This window comes from Serratia sp. 3ACOL1 (assembly GCF_003668775.1).
GTDB lineage: Bacteria > Pseudomonadota > Gammaproteobacteria > Enterobacterales > Enterobacteriaceae > Chania > Chania fonticola.
Genome location: NZ_CP033055.1, coordinates 751,762 through 772,446, shown reverse-complemented (window position 1 = coordinate 772,446; position 20,685 = coordinate 751,762). Strand labels below are relative to the sequence as shown.

The 20,685-nt window shown below is 55.3% G+C and carries 20 protein-coding genes; 12 read left to right on the top strand and 8 right to left on the bottom strand.

What is annotated here, in order from left to right; translation table 11 throughout:
• The first annotated feature begins 38 nt into the window (after positions 1 to 38).
• The 4 genes from hcr to D9980_RS03655 all read left to right on the top strand — a co-directional run bounded on the left by hcr (position 39) and on the right by D9980_RS03655 (position 5,100).
• On the top strand, positions 39 to 1,043 hold the full coding sequence (hcr, locus tag D9980_RS03670; RefSeq protein WP_121606453.1) for an NADH oxidoreductase: 1,005 nt from the start codon (positions 39 to 41) through the stop codon (positions 1,041 to 1,043).
• A 125-nt stretch (positions 1,044 to 1,168) separates the two neighbouring features.
• The gene (gene poxB, locus D9980_RS03665; protein ID WP_121606452.1) at positions 1,169 to 2,890 is read left to right on the top strand and encodes a ubiquinone-dependent pyruvate dehydrogenase; all 1,722 of its coding nucleotides are present in this window, start codon (positions 1,169 to 1,171) and stop codon (positions 2,888 to 2,890) included.
• Positions 2,891 to 2,998: 108 nt separating this feature from the next.
• Positions 2,999 to 4,015, top strand: a complete 1,017-nt coding sequence (ltaE, locus tag D9980_RS03660) for a low-specificity L-threonine aldolase (RefSeq protein ID WP_024486198.1) — start codon at positions 2,999 to 3,001, stop codon at positions 4,013 to 4,015.
• Positions 4,016 to 4,107: 92 nt separating this feature from the next.
• Positions 4,108 to 5,100, top strand: coding sequence for an MBL fold metallo-hydrolase (locus tag D9980_RS03655; protein ID WP_121606451.1), 993 nt, complete (start codon positions 4,108 to 4,110; stop codon positions 5,098 to 5,100).
• 62 nt (positions 5,101 to 5,162) lie between these two features.
• On the opposite strand, the gene D9980_RS03650 is transcribed toward D9980_RS03655, so the two are convergent.
• On the bottom strand, positions 5,163 to 5,510 hold the full coding sequence (locus D9980_RS03650) for a DUF1294 domain-containing protein (RefSeq protein WP_121606450.1): 348 nt from the start codon (positions 5,508 to 5,510) through the stop codon (positions 5,163 to 5,165).
• 194 nt (positions 5,511 to 5,704) lie between these two features.
• Between D9980_RS03650 and D9980_RS03645 the strand changes: the two genes are divergently transcribed.
• Positions 5,705 to 7,147, top strand: a complete 1,443-nt coding sequence (locus D9980_RS03645) for a DUF2867 domain-containing protein (protein ID WP_121606449.1) — start codon at positions 5,705 to 5,707, stop codon at positions 7,145 to 7,147.
• Between the two features lie 151 nt (positions 7,148 to 7,298).
• Complete coding sequence (locus tag D9980_RS03640) at positions 7,299 to 8,309, top strand: NAD(P)-dependent oxidoreductase (RefSeq protein ID WP_024486194.1); 1,011 nt, start codon at positions 7,299 to 7,301, stop codon at positions 8,307 to 8,309.
• 454 nt (positions 8,310 to 8,763) lie between these two features.
• Here the strand turns inward: D9980_RS03640 and D9980_RS03635 are convergent, their stop codons facing one another.
• Both D9980_RS03635 and D9980_RS03630 read right to left on the bottom strand, forming a co-directional pair.
• On the bottom strand, positions 8,764 to 9,600 hold the full coding sequence (locus tag D9980_RS03635; RefSeq protein ID WP_174333475.1) for an N-acetylmuramoyl-L-alanine amidase: 837 nt from the start codon (positions 9,598 to 9,600) through the stop codon (positions 8,764 to 8,766).
• A 209-nt stretch (positions 9,601 to 9,809) separates the two neighbouring features.
• A complete protein-coding gene (locus tag D9980_RS03630; protein ID WP_024486192.1) occupies positions 9,810 to 10,133 on the bottom strand; it encodes a heavy metal-binding domain-containing protein in 324 nt (107 codons plus the stop codon).
• A 176-nt stretch (positions 10,134 to 10,309) separates the two neighbouring features.
• On the opposite strand from D9980_RS03630, the gene D9980_RS03625 reads away from it, so the two are divergent.
• The 6 genes from D9980_RS03625 to artJ (D9980_RS03600) all read left to right on the top strand — a co-directional run bounded on the left by D9980_RS03625 (position 10,310) and on the right by artJ (D9980_RS03600) (position 14,936).
• Positions 10,310 to 10,858 carry a lipoprotein gene (locus D9980_RS03625; protein WP_121606448.1) on the top strand — a complete coding sequence of 183 codons (549 nt, stop codon included), beginning with the start codon at positions 10,310 to 10,312 and terminating at the stop codon, positions 10,856 to 10,858.
• Between the two features lie 262 nt (positions 10,859 to 11,120).
• Positions 11,121 to 11,849, top strand: coding sequence for an arginine ABC transporter ATP-binding protein ArtP (artP, locus tag D9980_RS03620; RefSeq protein WP_099049968.1), 729 nt, complete (start codon positions 11,121 to 11,123; stop codon positions 11,847 to 11,849).
• Positions 11,850 to 11,881: 32 nt separating this feature from the next.
• Positions 11,882 to 12,613, top strand: a complete 732-nt coding sequence (artJ, locus tag D9980_RS03615) for an arginine ABC transporter substrate-binding protein (RefSeq protein WP_021804969.1) — start codon at positions 11,882 to 11,884, stop codon at positions 12,611 to 12,613.
• A 9-nt stretch (positions 12,614 to 12,622) separates the two neighbouring features.
• The gene (gene artQ / locus D9980_RS03610) at positions 12,623 to 13,339 is read left to right on the top strand and encodes an arginine ABC transporter permease ArtQ (protein WP_121606447.1); all 717 of its coding nucleotides are present in this window, start codon (positions 12,623 to 12,625) and stop codon (positions 13,337 to 13,339) included.
• The gene (artM, locus tag D9980_RS03605; protein ID WP_024486187.1) at positions 13,339 to 14,007 is read left to right on the top strand and encodes an arginine ABC transporter permease ArtM; all 669 of its coding nucleotides are present in this window, start codon (positions 13,339 to 13,341) and stop codon (positions 14,005 to 14,007) included. The genes artQ and artM overlap by 1 nt, the downstream gene beginning before the upstream one ends.
• Before the next feature lie 194 nt (positions 14,008 to 14,201).
• Positions 14,202 to 14,936, top strand: coding sequence for an arginine ABC transporter substrate-binding protein (artJ, locus tag D9980_RS03600; RefSeq protein WP_046808135.1), 735 nt, complete (start codon positions 14,202 to 14,204; stop codon positions 14,934 to 14,936).
• Between the two features lie 37 nt (positions 14,937 to 14,973).
• Here artJ (D9980_RS03600) and rlmC read toward each other — a convergent pair whose 3' ends face one another.
• From rlmC to potF, 5 genes are all read right to left on the bottom strand, one after another.
• Complete coding sequence (gene rlmC, locus D9980_RS03595) at positions 14,974 to 16,101, bottom strand: 23S rRNA (uracil(747)-C(5))-methyltransferase RlmC (RefSeq protein WP_121606446.1); 1,128 nt, start codon at positions 16,099 to 16,101, stop codon at positions 14,974 to 14,976.
• 144 nt (positions 16,102 to 16,245) lie between these two features.
• A complete protein-coding gene (gene potI, locus D9980_RS03590) occupies positions 16,246 to 17,091 on the bottom strand; it encodes a putrescine ABC transporter permease PotI (protein WP_021804974.1) in 846 nt (281 codons plus the stop codon).
• Complete coding sequence (gene potH / locus D9980_RS03585; protein ID WP_021804975.1) at positions 17,088 to 18,050, bottom strand: putrescine ABC transporter permease PotH; 963 nt, start codon at positions 18,048 to 18,050, stop codon at positions 17,088 to 17,090. Before potH ends, potI begins: the two co-directional genes overlap by 4 nt.
• A gap of 24 nt (positions 18,051 to 18,074) precedes the next feature.
• The gene (potG, locus tag D9980_RS03580; RefSeq protein WP_121606445.1) at positions 18,075 to 19,208 is read right to left on the bottom strand and encodes a putrescine ABC transporter ATP-binding subunit PotG; all 1,134 of its coding nucleotides are present in this window, start codon (positions 19,206 to 19,208) and stop codon (positions 18,075 to 18,077) included.
• 222 nt (positions 19,209 to 19,430) lie between these two features.
• Positions 19,431 to 20,540: a spermidine/putrescine ABC transporter substrate-binding protein PotF gene (potF, locus tag D9980_RS03575; protein WP_121606444.1), complete on the bottom strand. Its 1,110-nt coding sequence runs from the start codon at positions 20,538 to 20,540 to the stop codon at positions 19,431 to 19,433.
• Between the last annotated feature and the right edge of the window lie 145 nt (positions 20,541 to 20,685).

Here is a 20,685-nt window from a genome sequence, read left to right as displayed (position 1 = left end):
TGCCCATCGCGGCGGCCCCGTTTGTTTTGAGGTGCCCTATGAGCCAACCCAGCCCACTTTGCCCTAACCCGATGCAGGTGCACTCCTTACAACAGGAAACCGCCGACGTCTGGACGCTGAACCTGATCAATAACGACTTTTATCCTTATCAGCCCGGTCAGTTTGCGTTGGTCAGCATTCGCGACAGTGAAGATACGCTGCGCGCCTATACCCTTTCCTCTTCGCCCGGCCTGAGTCCTTTTATCAGCATCAGCGTACGTTGCCTGGCGGATGGCCTCGGCTCACGCTGGCTGACACAAGAGGTCAAACCTGGCCAAACACTTTGGCTATCAGATGCCCAGGGAGAATTCAGCTGCGTGCAACACCCCAGCGATAGCTACCTGATGCTGGCTGCCGGCTGTGGCGTCACGCCGATCATGTCGATGTGCCGCTGGCTGGTGGTGAACAAGCCGCAATGTGATATCCGGGTGATCTTTAACGTCCGCACCCCTGCCGATGTGATTTTTGCCGAACAGTGGCAACGGCTATGTGCCGCCCATCCACAATTGCAACTGACCTTGATGGCAGAGCAGGATGCGCAACCCGGCTTCCTGTCTGGCCGCATCAATGAACAAGTGTTGCAACAGGCCGCGCCGGATATCGCCTCACGTACCGTGATGACCTGCGGCCCGGCCCCTTACATGCAACAGGTTGAACAGCTTTGCCTGGGGCTCGGCGTCCCCACAGCCAACTTCCACCAGGAACAGTTCCACACCTCGGCGCAGTTGGATGATGGGAAAAGCGAACAGTTAACATTGCGCATCGGTCAGCCGCTGCGTGAATTCCACGTGCCCGTCGGCAGCACCTTGCTCGCCGCTTTAGAAGCCCATAAGTTACCGGTCAATGCCGCCTGCCGTGCTGGCGTTTGCGGCTCGTGCAAAACCCGTATTATCGATGGCCAATACACCACCACCAGCACCATGACGTTAACCCCGGCGGAAATCGAACAGGGCTACGTGCTGGCCTGTAGCTGCCAGCTACAGGGTGACGTCACCCTCGCCTGACGCTTTGGCCCCATCTTCCCGATGGGGCACATATCGGCAAGCGTATCCCCTAATGCCCTTCTACACTTTCTGTTTGCCTCTAACCGGGCGAGTACCCCTCATTTTGGATAATGACTGGAGGAACGATGAAGCAAACAGTAGCCACGCTGATCGCCAAAACGCTGGAACAGGCAGGTGTAAAACGGATCTGGGGCGTTACCGGCGATTCGCTCAACGGCCTGAGTGACAGCCTGCATCGGATGGGAACCATCTCCTGGATGGGCACCCGCCACGAGGAAGTCGCCGCCTTTGCTGCCGGTGCCGAAGCGCAGCTCACTGGCCAACTGGCGGTCTGCGCAGGTTCCTGCGGCCCCGGCAACCTACACCTGATCAACGGCCTGTTCGATTGCCACCGCAATCACGTCCCGGTGCTGGCTATCGCCGCCCATATTCCTTCCAGCGAGATCGGCAGCGGCTACTTCCAGGAGACGCACCCGCAAGAGCTGTTCCGCGAATGCAGCCATTACTGCGAGCTGGTGTCCAATCCTGAGCAACTGCCGCGAGTGCTTGAGATTGCCATGCGCAAAGCGATCCTCAACCGTGGCGTCTCGGTGATAGTGCTGCCGGGGGATGTCGCCCTGCAAATGGCCCCAGAAGATGCCAGCATGGTGTGGCATACGCCCGCGCACCCACTGATGCAGCCACCGATGAGCGAGCTGCAAAAACTGGCGGAAACGCTGAACAGCGCCAAAAACATCACCCTGATGTGTGGCAGCGGCTGCGCCGGTTCGCATGACGAAGTCGTCAAACTGGCCGAACTTTTGCAGGCCCCGATTGTGCACGCCCTGCGCGGTAAAGAGCACATCGAATGGGATAACCCTTACAGCGTCGGTATGACCGGGCTGATTGGTTTCTCTTCCGGCTATCATGCCATGATGAACGCGGATACCCTGGTGCTGCTAGGCACTCAGTTCCCTTATCGGGCGTTTTATCCTAGCAATGCCAATATCATTCAGATCGATATCAACCCCGGCAGCATCGGCGCCCATTGCCCGGTCAATATGGCGCTAATGGGCGATATCAAAACGACGCTCAGCGCCTTGCTGCCGCAGTTGCAAGCCAAGAGCGACCGCAAGTTCCTGGATAAAGCGCTGGAGCATTACCGGGAAGCGCGTAAAGATCTCGACGGGTTGGCAACCGCCAACGATGACCAGCCGATCCACCCACAATATCTGGCACAGCAAATCAGCAACTCAGCCACGGATGACGCCATCTTCACCTGCGATGTCGGCACGCCGACGGTGTGGGCTGCACGGTATTTGAAAATGAACGGCAAACGCCGCCTGCTCGGTTCGTTCAACCATGGCTCAATGGCCAACGCCATGCCGCAGGCGATTGGTGCCCAAGCCACCGAACCGGATAAACAGGTGATCGCCATGTGCGGTGACGGTGGCTTCACCATGCTGATGGGGGATTTTCTGTCGCTGGCCCAGTTGCAGCTGCCGGTCAAGGTAGTGGTATTCAATAACAGCGTGCTGGGCTTTGTGGCGATGGAGATGAAAGCCGGTGGCTACCTTACCGACGGCACCGATCTGCACAACCCAGACTTTGCCGCCATCGCCAATGCGGCAGGTATCAAAGGCATTCGGGTAGAAAAGGCCTCCGAGCTGGACGCGGCATTGCAGGAAATGCTTGCGCATCCTGGCCCGGCCTTGCTCGACGTGGTCACGGCCAAACAAGAGCTGGCGATGCCGCCGCAGATCAAATTCGAACAGGCTAAAGGGTTCAGCCTGTATATGCTGCGCGCCATCATCAACGGCCGGGGCGATGAGGTCGTCGAACTGGCTAAAACCAACTGGCTGCGTTAATCGCTTCTGGGGGCAATGAAGTTGGTTGTCCCCTGCATTTTCCGCTTTTGCCCCGCGCTAATCCGGTTATGATGAAAGCCACTTCCTCATCGGCTACCAAGGACCCGTATGCTTATCGATTTACGCAGTGACACCGTTACCCAACCTAGCGCAGAGATGCGCACCGCCATGGCGCAGGCTGACGTCGGCGACGACGTATATGGCGACGATCCCACCGTCAACGCCCTCCAGGCCGAAGCGGTCAGGCTCTCTGGCAAAGAGGCGGCATTATTCCTGCCTACCGGCACCCAGGCCAACCTGGTAGCCCTGCTGAGCCATTGCCAGCGTGGTGAGGAATATATCGTTGGCCAGCAGGCGCATAACTATAAATATGAAGCCGGTGGTGCCGCCGTGCTGGGCAGCATCCAGCCCCAGCCGATCGAAGCCAATCCCGATGGCACGCTGCCGTTAGATAAAGTCGCCGCCGCCATCAAGCCTGATGATATTCACTTTGCCAAGACTCGTCTGCTGAGCCTGGAAAACACCATCAGCGGCCGCGTGCTGCCGCTGGAATATCTGCAACAGGCCTGGCAGTTCACTCGTGAGCACAAACTTGCTCTGCACATTGACGGCGCGCGCATTTTCAACGCGGCGGTGGCGCTTAACGTACCGCTGAAAACCCTTGCCCAGTATTGCGACACCTTCACCATTTGCCTGTCGAAAGGCCTGGGGGCACCGGTTGGCTCGCTGCTATGCGGTAGCGAAGAGTTTATTCAGCGTGCCAACCGCTGGCGCAAGATGACCGGTGGCGGTATGCGCCAGGCCGGTATTCTGGCGGCTGCCGGGCTCTATGCCTTGGAGCACAACGTCGAGCGGCTGAAAGAAGATCATGACAACGCCAAATGGCTCGAACAGCAGTTGCGTGACATTGGCGTGGATATTGCCGAGCCGGGCGCACAAACCAACGTGCTCTATCTGCGCCAATCCCCGGAGTTGGCGGCCAAGCTCGGCCCCTGGATGCGCGAACGTGGCGTGTTGATCAGCGCCGGGCCGTTAACCCGTATCCTGACCCATCTCAACGTTAGCCGCCAAGATCTGCAAAAAGTGGTCGATCTGTGGCGGGAATTCTTGCAGCAGCACGCCTAACTTTTTTGTAGTAACACCGGGAGGCCCCGCTTCCCGGTTCTCGCCAAACCCGCCATCTCAGCCTAGTTCCAATACCTGAAGGGATATCCTCTATGAGTCATAAATTTCGCCAGACGTTATTAGCTCTCACCCTCGTTAGCAGTGGAATGATGTTTACCTTGCCAGCTAGCGCCGCCCCAGCGCCGGCCCAACAGCAAACGCAGGCTCCCGGCTATTACCGCATGATGTTGGGTAACCTGGAGGTGACGGCGCTGTACGACGGTTACGTCAAACTGGACGCCAAGCTGTTCCATGGTGTCAGCGAACCGGATATGCAAAAGTTGTTCGCCCGCATGTTTACCGACAGCAAGTCAGGCATTCAGACAGCGGTTAACGCGTTTCTGGTGAATACCGGTACGCATCTGGTTCTGGTTGATGCCGGTACCTCGCAGTGTTTTGGACCGACGTTGGGGGCCATCAAAAACAACCTGCGCGCGGCAGGTTATCAGCCAGAGCAGGTTGATATGATATTGCTGACGCATCTGCACCCCGATCACGCCTGCGGCATCACCGATCAGGGCAAGGCCGCCTTCCCTAACGCCACTGTCTATGCCTCCAAGGCCGACGGGGATTATTGGCTGAGTAAAGAGATAGCGTCCAAAGCCCCGAAGGACGCGCAGCCGATGTTCAAGATGGCCCAGGACGCCGTGGCCCCTTATGCCGAACAGGGCAAGCTGAAACTTTACAGCCCTGGGGAGCAGTTACTTCCTGGGCTGGAGGTGATAGCGACACCGGGCCATACGCCTGGGCATACCTCATACCTGTTCAGCTCCGGCGGCCAGAAACTGCTGTTGTGGGGGGATATCGTCCACAGTCACTCTTTGCAGTTTGCCAAACCTGAAGTCGCGGTGGACTTTGACACGGACTCCAAACAGGCGATCGCTACCCGGCAGAAGGTGTTTGCCGATGCGGCTGAAAACAAGCTGTGGGTTGGCGGAGCGCACTTACCTTTCCCTGGCCTGGGCCACGTGCGCGTCGAAGGTAAAGGCTATGCGTGGGTGCCGGTTGAATATGCTCCAGTGGTAGTCGGCGAGAAGAAACCTTAACGCAGATTGATGACAACGGGCGGCACATACGGCGCCCGTTTAATTGCGCACATTGCGGTAACTTAAACCACCATCCGGCCATAGAGCCAGTAACCCGCAGCCAGTATCAGCAGCAGGTTCAGCACTACGCTGAGGATAAAATAGGTTTTGAACGGCTGTTTCTGCGTTTTATGACGGAACAGTCGTTGCCCGATAATGGCCCCTATCCAACCGCCCAACACGCCGAACAGCAGCAGGGTGATTTCCGGTACCCGTTGCCAACTTTTGCAAGCGGCCAGCTTATCGACACCGTAGATTAGCAGGGTCAGCAAGTTTACCAACAGCAACCACGTCCACAGCGGAGCGGGAAAACACAGGCTGCCAGCCAAGGCAATTAGCAGCAGCAAATAACACAGAGAATTGATTTTCATCGGGCATAGGCTCATTGCTTGATCGCCGCGTAGTGTGAACCGCCCTACGTGCAGATGCAACTTTTGATACCCATACAAAAAGTGCATTTAGCCCGCTAATTTGTCATTCTATACCCTATGGATTGCAAGCTGCGGCTTGACATCCATAGGGTAAAGCTACGCTCACATTAACATCAATAAACTAAGGCAGCGCAATGACCTCCCAACGTATTCTGGTTCTTGGAGCCAGCGGTTATATTGGCCAACACCTGATCCCCCGGTTGACCGAACAGGGCCACGAAATCACCGCAGCAGCACGCCGCATAGAATGGTTGGAAGAGCAAAACTGGCCGCACGTAAGCTGCCGCTACGTGGATGTCTACCGTCCAGAAACGCTAACGGCGGCGCTATGGCAGATCGATGCCGTTTACTACCTGATCCACGGCATGGGCGATGGCGATGATTTTATCGAAAAGGAACGCCAGGCGGCGGAGAACCTGCGGGACGCCTTGCGAGGATCCAACGTTAAACAGGTTATTTTCCTTGGCGCACTGCAACCAGAGGGCAGTAGCTCCCCTCACCTCATCGCCCGTAAGCTGACCGGCGAAATCCTGCGCCAAAGCGGCATTCCCGTCACCGAATTGCGCGCCAGCATCGTGGTTGGCCCAGGGTCAGCCGCGTTCGAGATTATGCGCGATATGGTCTATAACCTGCCGATCCTGACGCCACCGCGTTGGGTGCGATCAAAATCGTCCCCGGTCGCACTGGATAACCTGCTCACTTACCTGACCGGGCTACTGCAACATCCGGCGCAGGAAAACCGGATTTTTGACGTGGCCGGGCCGGAGTACATCAGTTACCAAACCATGTTCGAGCGCTTTATCAAGATCAGCGGCAAAAAGCGCTGGCTGATCCCGGTGCCGCTGCCGACACGCTTTATCTCGGTATGGTTTATCAGCATGATCACGTCTGTACCAACCTCAATTGCCAGCGCGCTCATTCAGGGGCTGAACCATGACTTACCTGCCGATGGCAAACCGCTGCAAGCCTTGATCCCACAGCCACTACAAACCTTTGATGAGGCCGTGAAGGAGACGCTACGCCGCGAAGACGAGGTGGTCGACTCTGCCGACTGGGGTTACGATCCTGAAGCCCGAGCCCGCTGGCGCCCCGGTTACGGTTTCTACCCCAAACATGCAGGCTGCGAACTGGATACCCAGGCCTCGAGTGAAGCACTATGGCACGTCGTGCAGCAGTTGGGCGGCAAAGAGGGATACTTCTACGCCAACATCCTGTGGCAAATCCGTGCCCGCATGGACGATATGATCGGCAACGGCATCGTCTATGGCCGACCGCAGCGTGACACCCTGGAAGTCGGCGATCTGGTCGATGGCTGGAAGGTGATCACCAAGAAGCCATTGCGCCAGCTGGCATTGATGTTCGGGATGAAAGCTCCGGGGCTTGGTCGCCTGACCTTCAGTATCAAAGACCTGGGCGATCGCCGCCAGCTCGATGTCCGCGCCTGGTGGCATCCTGCCGGTTTCAGCGGGCTGTTATACTGGTTTGTCATGATGCCTGCCCACCTGTTTATTTTCCGTGGCATGGCCAAACGGATTGCCCAATTGGCCGAAGAGTACGATAACCAGCGTCCTCATTAGTCTAATTGTCGATCAACCGCACAGTTTGCTGCTGCGGTTAGGTCCTTTCTCATTGCATAGCGCACAAAATCACGAAAGAATGGCACCTTATTTGCTGGGGCGCGCTAAAACGCCCTCAGCATCCTGATTTTTGGTGAGAACAGAGTGAGTTATGAAGGTATTGGTCACCGGTGCAACCAGTGGGTTAGGCCGTAACGCCGTTGAATATCTCCGCCGCCAAGGCATAAAAGTACGTGCCACCGGGCGCAATCAGGCCATGGGTTGCCTGCTGGAAAAAATGGGTGCCGAATTCATCCATGCCGATCTCACCAACCTGATCTCTTCGCAGGCCAAAGCCATGCTGGCGGATGTGGATGTGCTGTGGCACTGCTCCGGTTTCACTTCCCCATGGGGTACAGAAGAAGCCTTCGAACTGGCCAACGTCCGCGCTACCCGCCGTTTGGGGGAATGGGCTGCGGCCTACGGTGTGGAACGGTTCATTCATATTTCGTCGCCGGCGATTTACTTTGATTATCACCATCACCGCAATGTGGATGAAGACTTCCGCCCGATTCGTTATGCCAACGAGTTTGCCCGCAGCAAGGCCGCCGGGGAACAGGTGGTGCAACAGTTGGCGCTGTCCAACCCGCAAACCCATTTCACTATCCTGCGCCCACAGGGGCTATTTGGCCCACACGACAAAATCATGCTGCCGCGCCTGCTGCATATGATCAAACATTACGGCAGCCTGTTGCTACCGCGTGGCGGGGATGCACTGGTCGATATGACCTATCTGGATAATGCGGTACACGCCATGTGGCTGGCCACCGTGAAGGAAGAGACTCCTTCTGGCCGGGCCTACAACATCTCCAACCAGCAAGCTTGCACGCTACGCACCGTGCTGCAACAGCTGATCGATGAGTTGGGCATGAAGTGTCGCATCCGCTCGGTGCCCTACCCGATGCTGGATATGATGGCACGTGGCATGGAAAAGCTGGGCAGTAAAAGCGATAAAGAGCCCGTGTTGACCCATTACAGTGTGGCCAAACTCAATTTCGATCTGACGCTGAACACCACTCGCGCACAGCAGGAACTGGGTTATCAACCCGTGGTTTCGCTAGAAGAAGGCATTAGCCGTACTGCTCGCTGGTTAAAAGATCACGGTAATCTGCACGGGCTATAACTAACCCCTCACCCCAACCCTCTCCCACAGGGAGAGGGAGCTGTTAGTCCCTGCACATTTGGTAGTAAAAAGATAATCTCAGCAAACTCGAACGATCCCCTTCCATTCGGAGAGGGAGCTGTTAGTCCCTGCACATTTGGTAGTAAAAAGATAATCTCAGAAAACTCGAACGATCCCCTTCCATACGGCTGTCTCTTATACACATCTCAAGTTGCGGTCAAATGGCCGTAATTTGAGAAACATAGCAGGCTGATTTTAAAGAGAATTTTTCCGAGTGCCCTATTGATTCGCTTGAAATAATTCCCATAAAAAACAGTAAGATGCCGAGTTGTGTATAAGAGACAGTCCATACGGAGAGGGAGCTGTTAGTCCCTGCACATTTGGCAGTAAAAAGATAATCTCAGCAAACTCGAACGGTCCACTGTGGGAGAGCGTGAGGGCATTTCTTTTGGCGTTAGCGCATAGCTCCGTATCTGCTTAGCAACGCCTCAATAATCGCCTCGCTTTCTGCATCCGGCTCACCGCGATAATCGCTGGGCCGGAAATGCATCTGAAACGCCGCTACCAGATTCCGCTGCTGCTTGGCATCCCATGTGGGATCAACGCCATAGCCGTAGCGCGCCAGCTTTTCCAACAGTGATGCCATCGCCACCGGCTCATGCTTATCACGACCTGCCAGGTAACGTTCCACCTCCCGCTCATCCGGCCAGGCACCAATGCCTGCCTGCGCAAGCTGTTGCCATGGGAAGAGTGGGCCAGGATCCTGCTTACGCTGCGGTGCGATGTCACTGTGCCCTACCACGTCCGTCGGTTGCAGCGCGTAACGCTGCACAATATCGCGGCTAAGTTGGATCAGTAACGCAATTTGCTCGGGCGTATAGGGCTGCCAGTCTGTCTCCAGCAAGTTACGGGTAAAACCCCGGTTGACGATCTCAATGCCGATCGAAGTATCGTTCAAATTGGTACGCCCACGCCAGTTGCTGGCCCCGGCATGCCAGGCCCGCAGCGCTTCCGGTACCAGTTGATACGCCACCGGTTTGCCGCCCTGCTCTGAAGGATGCGCAGGCAGCAAGTAATGGGCGCTGACGTGCTCGTCCGTCAGCGTTTTTAGCGATGAGTGAAAGTTTTCTGCGGTGTAATGCATCACTAGGAAACGGATACGCTGATCGGCCCCCGGAGCCTGATGCAGGGTTTCCAACTGATAGCTACCGTGATCCACCAGCGTGCTGGTGGATTGCTGTTGGCACCCCGTCAAAACTGCAATGGCAGCGATCCACAACCACTTAACCAAAATACGCTCCTTCCTGCTGTGAAATTCCGCCATCAGGATATGACAGGATTTGGCGCAGTCGACTAACTTTCTGTTGCAGTTCACAGCTTCCCTGCTCGGCATTTGCCATTTAACTTCCTTGTTATCGCACCGCACTGCCGCACATATTTGACCGTAGGGGCGCCGCATGCTGCGCCCGCTTAACAACGTTGTGTGCCTATCGGTGAATGTCAGCGGCTGACTTTTACCGCGGTGCCACTGACGCTGACCATCAGCATGGTGCTATCTTTACCCACGGTTTGATAATCGATATCGATGCCGACTACCGCGTTAGCCCCAAGTTCTTTGGCCTGCTCCTGCACCTCCTGAAAGGCCAACTGACGCGCCTTGCGCAGCTCTTTCTCATAGGCACCGGAACGGCCACCAACGATATCACGCACGCCGGCAAAGAAATCACGGAAAATATTGGCACCCAGAATCGCTTCACCGGTGACTACGCCGCAATATTCGGTGATGGTAAACCCTTCCAGGGTGTGGGTAGTGGACAATTGCATCAAGAACTCCTTATAAAATCAAATCATTGCTGTGGTAGGACAGCTAATTTAAACGGATGTTCTGTGGCACAATGGCACACAGCACCAATGCAAGGACCAAAAACGCCTTTATACTGTAGGCTAGTCCCGTGGTTTTCGGTCTTCATGGTTGAGAGACTTTTACATAAGGTTATGAGATGAAAACAAAAACGCTTGCTGTTGTTTTACCCTTGGCCCTGTTCTTAAGCGCCTGTACCACCGTCGATCCGGCCTTTAAGGATGTTGGCGTTCGCACTGGCGCCTGCGTGGAAGGTGGCCCGGATACGGTGGCCCAGAAATTCTATGACCTGCGCATTCAGCAAGGCCCAAGCACCGCACTGCCGGACAGCAGTCGTCTGGCACAGTTGCAGCCTTACCTGAGCCAGGTGCTGTATCAGGATCTGGTCAGTGCCGCTCAGCACCCTGGCAAACACACCATCACCGGCGATCTGTTCTCTGGCAATGCCCAGGGGCCAACCAGCGCATCGGTTGCCAGCGCCTCCACCATTCCTAACACCGATGCCAAAAACATCCCGCTGCGTGTACAGCTGACCCACCAGAAAGAAGGTGCCAGTGCAATCAACTGGCAGGACGAAGTGCTGATGGTCCGTGAAGGCACCTGCTGGGTGATTGACGACATCCGCTTCCTCAACATTCCGCCACATGCCGCCAGCGGTACGCTGCGTCAGGTTCTTGAGAACCAGTAACACCAAGATGGCAGCCGGGTGTATCACCTTCCCGGTTGCCAATTACCCCCTCAGAAACGCTCAAAATTCCATCGCCTTGAGAAAAATAGCTAGCTATCTCACAGTGTGCGCGACAAATCCGCCATTCCGCCAGCGCTCACGGTATCTTCTGCTATTATTTAGTCATTCTGCGACGTACTAATAAATTTTAACTCACAAAGATTGCATAAGTATTCTGTGGAAGTTACCATTCCCGGCATCAATGTCTATTCAATTTCAGCGCATGAGTATTCAACTAAAAGATATCAACTGCTTTTACGGCGCACATCAGGCGCTGTTTAACATTACACTGGATTGCCCTGCCGGCGAGACTCTGGTGCTGCTTGGTCCAAGCGGTGCGGGTAAGAGTTCGCTGCTGCGGGTGCTTAACCTGCTGGAAATGCCACGCTCTGGCCACCTGCGAATCGCGGGCAATCAGTTCGACTTTAAACAGTCACCGGGGGAGAAATCCATCCGCGAACTGCGCCAAAACGTAGGCATGGTGTTCCAGCAGTACAATCTCTGGCCACATCTGACCGTGGTGCAAAACCTGATCGAAGCGCCCTGCCGCGTACTTGGCCTGACCAAGGCACAAGCGATGGCGCGTGCCGACAAGTTGCTGACCCGGTTACGCCTGACCGATTTTGCCGATCGTTTCCCACTGCATCTCTCCGGTGGCCAACAACAGCGCGTAGCCATTGCCCGTGCGCTGATGATGGAGCCTCAGGTTCTGCTGTTCGATGAGCCTACGGCCGCGCTGGATCCGGAAATTACCGCGCAGATCGTCAGCATCATTCGCGAGTTGGCGGGCACCGGTATCACTCAGGTGATCGTCACCCATGAGGTTGAAGTAGCGCGTAAAACCGCCAGCCGCGTGGTGTATATGGAAAATGGCCATATCGTCGAACAGGGCGATGCCAGCCACTTTGCACAACCGCAAACCGTAGAGTTTGCCAATTACTTATCACACTAATAGCGATATTTGCTGTTCTCAGGGAGTTTGCGATGAAAAAACTACTAATCGCCGCCGTTCTGGCTGGCATCAGCGTTTCTGCCTCAGCAGCCGAAACTATTCGTTTCGCTACCGAAGCTTCCTACCCTCCGTTCGAATTTGTCGCGGCGGATAACAAGATCCAGGGCTTCGACGTCGATCTGGCCAACGCTCTGTGTAAAGAGATGCAGGCTGAGTGTACCTTTACCAACCAGGGCTTCGACAGCCTGATCCCAAGCCTGAAGTTCAAGCGTTTCGATGCCGTGATGGCCGGTATGGATATCACCCCTGAGCGCGAAAAGCAGGTACTGTTCAGCAAGCCTTACTACGATAACTCGGCCTTGTTTATTGCCGAGAAAGGCAAAGTGGCCGACGTGGCCGCGCTGAAAGGCAAACGCGTTGGCGTACAAAACGGCACCACGCACCAGAAATTCCTTACCGATAAACACCCGGAAATCACCACCGTGGGTTACGACAGCTATCAGAATGCCATTCTGGATCTGAAAAATGGCCGTGTTGATGCGGTGTTCGGCGATACCGCCGTGGTTAACGAGTGGCTGAAAGAAAACGCTGCGCTGACCGCAGTGGGCGATAAAGTGACGGATAAAGACTACTTCGGTAGCGGTCTGGGCATTGCCATGCGCCTGCAAAATACCGAACTGCAGGGCAAATTCAACGCCGCCCTGGATAAAATCAAGCAGGATGGGACTTACGAAACCATCTACAAAAAATGGTTCCAGCAGTAATCATTATCCATGAATGAAATCCAACCTTTAGCTAGCGCCGCCGGGATGACCGTCGGCCTTGCCGTTTGTGCCCTGGTCCTCGGCCTGATCCTGGCGATGCTGTTTGCCGTGTGGGAGTCATCCCGCTGGAAAGCGGTCAGTTGGCTCGGCACCGCCTGGGTGACCCTGCTGCGCGGCTTGCCAGAAATTCTGGTGGTGCTGTTTATCTACTTTGGCTCCTCACAGCTGCTGATGATGCTGTCCGACGGCTTTGTCCTGAACTTCGGCCTGTTCCAACTGCCGGTGCAGCTGTCTATCGATAATTTCGAAGTCAGCCCGTTCCTGTGCGGCGTTATCGCCCTGGCTCTGCTCTATTCTGCCTACGCATCGCAAACGCTGCGTGGGGCGCTGAAAGCGGTGCCACAGGGCCAATGGGAATCCGGCCAGGCTCTGGGACTAAGCAAGACGGCTATCTTCTTCCGCTTGATCATGCCGCAAATGTGGCGTCACGCGCTGCCGGGGCTGGGCAACCAGTGGCTGGTGCTGCTGAAAGATACCGCACTGGTGTCGTTGATTAGCGTTAACGATTTGATGTTGCAGACCAAAAGTATTGCCACCCGCACCCAGGAGCCGTTTACCTGGTATGTGATTGCTGCGACAATCTATTTGGTTATCACCCTGCTGAGCCAATACATCCTTAAGCGGATCGAGCTGCGCACCACACGTTTTGAGCGGGGGCCAGCCTGATGCTTGAGTTCATCCCCGAAATCATCAAAGGCTTGCATACCAGCCTGTCTCTGACGATTGTTGCACTGATTGTTGCCTTGCTGATGTCGCTAGTGCTGACGGTGATCCTGACGTTAAAAACCCCGGTGCTGACGCAGTTGGTGAAGGTCTACATTACGTTGTTCACCGGTACGCCGTTGCTGGTGCAGATCTTCCTGATTTACTACGGCCCTGGCCAGTTCCCGGCGATCCGTGAGTATCCCTGGCTGTGGAACCTGCTGTCGCAACCCTGGCTCTGCGCGATGATTGCGTTGGCGCTGAACAGTGCGGCCTACACCACCCTGTTGTTCCATGGGGCGGTGCGCGCTATCCCGGCGGGCCAATGGCAATCCTGTGAAGCGCTGGGCATGTCACGCCAGCAAACGCTGCGTATTCTGCTGCCGTATGCCTTCAAACGTGCCTTGTCATCCTACTCCAATGAAGTGGTTCTGGTGTTCAAGAGTACCTCGCTTGCCTATACCATTACGCTGATGGAAGTGATGGGTTATAGCCAACTGATGTACGGCCGGACTTATGACGTGATGGTCTTCGGTGCCGCTGGCATTGTGTACCTGTGCGTCAATGGCCTGCTGACGTTACTGATGCGTATAGTTGAACGCCGCGCATTGGCATTTGAACGGCGTAACTGAGCCAAGCCTCGCTGAACTAGCCCTGCCTTGCGCAGGGCTTTTTTATGGCTGAAAATAATTTTCTAGTCATTTATATTGAATAGTCATTCACTAAATGGCATTGTTATCGGCATAGCCACTCACAATGCCCTTGGGGCGTTGTCAGAAAAAAAGGTGGCGAGACAACAATCAAATTTACGACAGGAGCCGTACCGATGAAAAAGCTGTTACTTGCCGCCACCATTCTCGCCGGGATCACCTTTAACGCTGCCGCCGCAGACACTATCCGTTTCGCCTCTTCAGCGACCTACCCGCCGTTTGAATCTCTGGATGCCAATAACCAGATCGTCGGTTTCGATATCGATTTGGCCAAGGCCTTGTGCAAGCAGATGCAGGCCGACTGCACCTTTACCAACCAGGCTTTTGACAGCCTGATCGCCGCGCTGAAATTCAAAAAATATGATGCGGTGATTTCTGGTATGGACATTACTCCGGAGCGCAGCAAGCAGGTAACCTTTACCCAGCCCTATTATGCCAACTCGGCCATCGTCATTGCTCAGAAAGGCAAGTTCGCTACGCTGGCGGATTTGAAAGGCAAAAAGCTGGGGATGGAAAACGGCACCACGCATCAAAAATACATGCAGGACAAACACCCGGAAATTAATACCGTGTCTTATGACAGCTACCAAAATGCCGTGCTAGAGCTGAAGAATGGCCGTATTGATGGCGTGTTCGGTGACACTGCGGTGGTTAATGAGTGGCTGAAGAATAACCCGGAGCTGGCCGCCGTGGGCGAGCACGTAACCGATGCGCAGTACTTTGGTACCGGCCTGGGCATTGCCGTACGCCCGGACAATCAGGCACTACTGGCCAAGCTGAATGCTGCGCTGGACGCGATCAAGGCGGATGGGACCTACAAGGCGATCAACGATAAGTGGTTCCCGCAGTAATACCTCAGCTAGACTACAGGCCCTCACTGGAGGGCCATTATTTCCGGACTAGCAGCGTCAACACTTCGTAATGAGCAGTATGCGGGAACATATCAAATAGCTGAACGCGCTCAACTCGGTAATCGGGCAACATCGCCAAATCCTTCGCCATACTTAGCGCATTACAGCTGGAATAAAGAATATAATCCGGCGCCATGCGGTTGAGATAATCACACAGCTCGTTGCCAATCCCCCGGCGCGGCGGGTTCACCAAGACCAACTCAGGAACCTCTCCCTCAGCGGTGGCAAATCGGGTCGAATCCAGCGCCTGAAAATCTACCTGTTGTAAGCCGAGAGTTTGTGCCGACTGTTTGGCACAGGCTATCGCTTCTGCGCTGATTTCAATGCCGGTCAGCCGGGTTTGCGGCTGTGCGCAATGCAACCCGAAGCCGCCAACGCCACAGAACAGATCCCACATGCTGGCAATCCCCAGCGCCCGTACCCAATCCCGTGCGGTGGCATACAGCTGGCTGGCCACCTGCGGATTGGTTTGAAAAAAGCTCTGCGGGCGAATGTATAACGGCACCTGGTTGAACCGCTCTTCCAGCGCCTGCTGTTCGGTCAGCGGGATTTCATGCTCGCCTTCCATGATCGCCATGTGTACTGGCTGAATATTGGCGGAGATCACCTTCAACTGCGGCAACTGCTCTTGTAACCAAGGCAAGGCCGCACGCAGTTGCGCCAGCTTGCTTTCGGAACGCAGCACAAAGCGCAGCATCAGGCCGCCGCTGAAGGTGCTTTCCGTCAGAAGTAAATATTTCAGCTCGCCACGCTTGCATGCCACGTTATAAGGCGTTAACCCAGCGCGGGGAATAAAGTCTTTCAAGACCGCGAAAATCGGGGCAAAGCTGGACGGATACAACGGGCAATCACACAGGTCTACCGGCGTGCCATCACGGTGCAACATGCCAAGCAACGGCCGCTCAACGCTACCGCTGACCACCATTTTCGCCTTGTTGCGAAATGCACTCTGTTCACCCGTCACCGGTTCCAACCACTGCGCGACATCGCGATCCGCCAGCAAGGATTGCAGATGATGTTGTTTTTCTACCAGTTGCTGGGGATAAGACTTTTCCAGCCATTGACAGGAACGGCAGGTGCCCGCCGAGTACAAAGCGCAATGCATGAATAGTAACCGTTAACTCAGGATGACCAATGAGGGCTCAGATTGTACCACCCAACGCGGACAAAAACTTATTTACGAGGTCAGAACAAGATAAAACGCCGCCCTGTCAGGCGGCGCTTGAAGCTCGATTAATCGTCAACAGCATCAGCCACGAGCGGCCCTTTGCAGTTCACGCGCGCGCTGTTTTTCCGCCCGCGCCATAAACCACCAGGCAATAAACCCGATGATCCCCACCACCAGCAGGATCAGCGTCGCCAAGGCGTTGATCTCCGGGTTAACCCCCATCCGCACGCTGGAGAATACCAGCATTGGCAAGGTGGTGGCCCCAGGCCCGGCCACGAAGCTGGCAATTACCAGATCGTCCAACGAGAGAGTAAACGCCAGCATCCAGCCCGAGATCAGCGCCGGGGCAATCATCGGCAAGGTGATCACGGAAAACACCTTCAGCGGCGTCGCGCCCAGATCCATAGCTGCCTCTTCGATCGAACGATCCAGTTCACGCAGGCGCGAACTGATAACGACCGACACATAGGCGGTACAGAAGGTGACGTGCGCCAACCAGATGGTGAACATCCCACGCTCAGAAGGCCAACCAAAGGTGTGCCCCATCGCCACAAACAATAGCAGCAGCGACAAACCGGTGATCACGTCTGGCATAACCAGCGGTGCGGTGAGCATAAAGGCAAACCCGGTCGAACCCCGGAAACGCCCAAAGCGCACCATCACCATCGCGGCAATGGTACCGAGGATCACCGCTGCCGTGGCGGAAGCCGCCGCAATGGTCAAACTCAGGCCAACTGCGCTGATCATCGCCGAATCGTGGAACAATTCGATATACCAACGGAACGACCATCCCGCCCAAACGGTAACCAGCTTGGAGCTGTTGAACGAGTAGATCACCAGCATCAGCATCGGTGCGTAGAGGAAGGTGAAACCGACCACCAGAATCGCTATGCGCCACGGTGAGCGCACTACCGGCAAGTTATTCATCCCTGCCCTCCCATTTCCTTGTTCTGGTGCTTGTGGAACCAGAGAATAGGTACAATCAGCAACAGCAGCATCACGGTAGCAACCGCCGAGGCGACCGGCCAGTCACGGTTATTGAAGAACTCTTGCCAGAGCACGCGGCCAATCATGATGCTGTCTGGCCCGCCGAGCAGTTCCGGGATCACGAACTCCCCCACCGCCGGGATAAACACCAGCATCGAGCCGGCAATGATACCGCCACGCGTTAACGGCATGATCACGCTGAAGAAGGTTTTCAACGGCTTGGCCCCCAGATCCAGCGAGGCTTCAACCAGCGAGTAATCAAGGCGCGTCAGCGCGGTATAAATTGGCAACACCATAAACGGCAGATAGGAATAAACGATGCCGATATACACCGCCAGATTGGTATGCAGGATCACCAGCGGCTGATCGATCACCCCCAACCACATCAGGAAGTTGTTCAACACCCCGTTGTTCTTCAGTATCCCCATCCAGGCATACACACGGATCAGGAATGACGTCCAGGAAGGCAGGATCACCAACAGCAACAGAATGTTGCGGGTCGACGGTTTACTGTGTGCCACCGCCCACGCCAGCGGGTAGCCGATCACCAGGCAGCATAACGTTGAAACCGCCGCAATCTGCAAGGATTGCAGATAGGCATCGATGTATAACGGGTCATCGGTCAACTGCAGGTAGTTGGCAAAGTTCAGTGCAATATCGAGTTTGCCGTCTGCCCAACTCATCAGATCGGTATAAGGCGGTACCGCCAAGGCCAGCTCTGAGAGACTGATCTTGAACACGATCAGGAACGGCAGCATAAACAACAGCAGCAGCCACAGCAGCGGCAGCGCGATCACCAACTTGCGGCCATGGGCCATCTGCAAACGTTGGATAAACGCCTTAATCGGGCCGGGTACTCTTGCCGGGGGCTCCGGCGAACGTTCAGAAAGCAATGTCATGGTGGTTACTCCTCACGTTCTCAACTACACCGTCAGAACCACACAGCTGTCGGTTTCCCAACACAGGCGCACTTCATCACCCCAGGTCGGCATCCCTTTGCGGAAGCGATGGCCGTTTTGCAGCTGCGCACTGATCATCTGCCCACTGAGCAGTTTGACGTGGTAGATCGACAGATCGCCCAGATAGGCGATGTTCACCACCTCACCCACCGCAAAGTTGCAGCCGTCTTCCGGCACTTCCTCACACAGCATGATCTTTTCCGGGCGGAGAGCGACCTGAATAGGCACACCGTCTACCACCGATGAATCAGGATCGACCTTAAGCGCATGGCGTAAACCAGGGCTTTGCAAGATCAATGCATCGTCCCGACGCTCCTGTAACACGCAATCGAACACGTTGACCGAACCGATAAACTCGGCGCTGAAACGGCTGTTCGGGTGCTCGTAGATCTCTTCCGGCTCACCAATTTGCACAAACTTGCCGCGGTTCATGATGGCGATACGGCCAGCCATGGTCATCGCTTCTTCCTGATCGTGGGTGACCATGACGCAGGTCGCGCCCACGCGCTCCAGGATATCCACCACTTCCAGCTGCATACGATCGCGCAGTTTCTTATCCAGCGCGCCCATTGGTTCATCCAACAGCAACAGCTTTGGCCGTTTAGCCAGGCTACGCGCCAGCGCCACACGCTGGCGTTGCCCGCCGGAGAGCTGGTGCGGCTTACGCTTGGCGTATTCCTGCATATGCACCAGCGTCAGCATTTCTGTGACGCGCTCGTTAATTTGCGCGCGCGGCATTTTGTCCTGCTTGAGGCCAAACGCGATGTTCTGCTCCACCGTCATATGGGGGAACAGCGCATAGGACTGGAACATCATATTGACCGGGCGCTGGTATGGCGGCACATGGGACATGTCCTGGCCGTCGAGGACAATTTGCCCTTCCGTCGGCTGTTCAAAACCGGCCAACATGCGCAGCAACGTCGATTTTCCGCAGCCAGAGGGCCCCAACAGCGCAAAAATTTCGCCCTTGTAGATCGTCAGGCTGACGTCTTCTACCGCGTTCTGGCCGTCAAAGGTTTTGGTAAGGTTACGGATTTCCAGCAGAGGGGTGAAGACCTTCTGCGATTTGGCTAGCGGACGAGGGATAACATCGTTCAATCGGGGTGCTCTCCGGCTAAAGCAGTGCGAACAACCACAGCAATTGCCATGGCCCAAAATGGCAATGCAGGCGGGTTAACCCCACCTGCTTATCAATACCCTATGGATTTCGAGCTGCGGCTAGGCGACAAGCTTACTCACCCCCAGGAGCTTACTTTTGGGTAAGTGACTGGGGTGAGTAAGTGCAGGTAACAACGCTGCAGCTTGAAAGACGACGGGTATTTACTTCCCGCTTTTAACTTTAGTCCATGCCCGGGTAACAACACGGTCAAGTTTTGGCGACTGCACATTCAGCGTGAACAGCTTGGCGCGAATATCTGCCGGTGGATAAACGTTCGGGTTATCACGCACCTCGGCATTCACCAGCGGCGTTGCGTCTTTCACCGCGTTAGCATAAAACACGTGGTTGCTGATATCCGCGATCACCTCTGGCTTGAGCAGGAAGTTCAGGAACTGGTAGGCCGCATCTTTGTTTTTGGCATCGGCTGGCATCGCAAACATGTCAAAGTAGGTCAGCGCCCCTTCTTTTGGAATGGAGTAGGCCACATTGACGCCGTTTTTGGCTTCCTTGGCACGGTTGGCGGCCTGCATGATGTCGCCAGACCAGCCAATGGCCACACAAATATCCCCGTTAGCCAGATCGTTAATGTACTGGGAAGAGTGGAAATAGCGGATATTCGGACGCAGCTTCATCAACAGATCGTTGGCCGCACCGGTGTAATCTTCCGCACTGGTGCTGTTAGGATCTTTACCCAGATAGTGTAAGACGGTGGCATACACTTCGCTTGGCGCATCCAGGAAGGAAACACCACAGCTTTTCAGTTTCTCCAGGTTTTCCGGCTTGAGGATCAGGTCCCAGCTATCGACCGGGGCATCTTTACCCAGCACCGCTTTGACCTTATCGACGTTATAGCCAATGCCGGTGGTCACCATCATGTAAGGGATACCATACTTATTATCCTTGTCGTTATGCGCAACCAGTTGCAGCATCTCGGGATCAAGGTTTTTGTAATTAGGTATCTTGCTCTTATCCAGCGCTTCAAAAATACCGGCTTTGGACTGACGCTCAAGGAAGTTGGAGGAAGGAACCACCAGGTCATAACCGGTGCTGCCCGCCATCAGTTTGCCTTCCAGAACCTCGTTGGAATCAAAGACGTCATACACCACTTTAATACCGGTTTCTTTCTGGAATTTAGCCAGGGTATCCGGCGCAATGTAGTCGGACCAATTGTAGATGTGCAGCGTATTGTCTGCGGCCGACGCGGTGAAGCAAGCCGTCATCAGCAAGCCGCCAACCACACCCGATAACCACTTTTTACGTTGGGTGACCATCCGTAACTTCCTCCAAAACAAGGGGTAAATTTGTATCTTGAAAGGATACAACGCCTTTGATTAGCCGAGCGCAATCGTTGCGATCGCGAGTGAATAGCTATGCAGTTGATTGCATGCGATTTTCTCACCTGCCAGCCCACGAGGT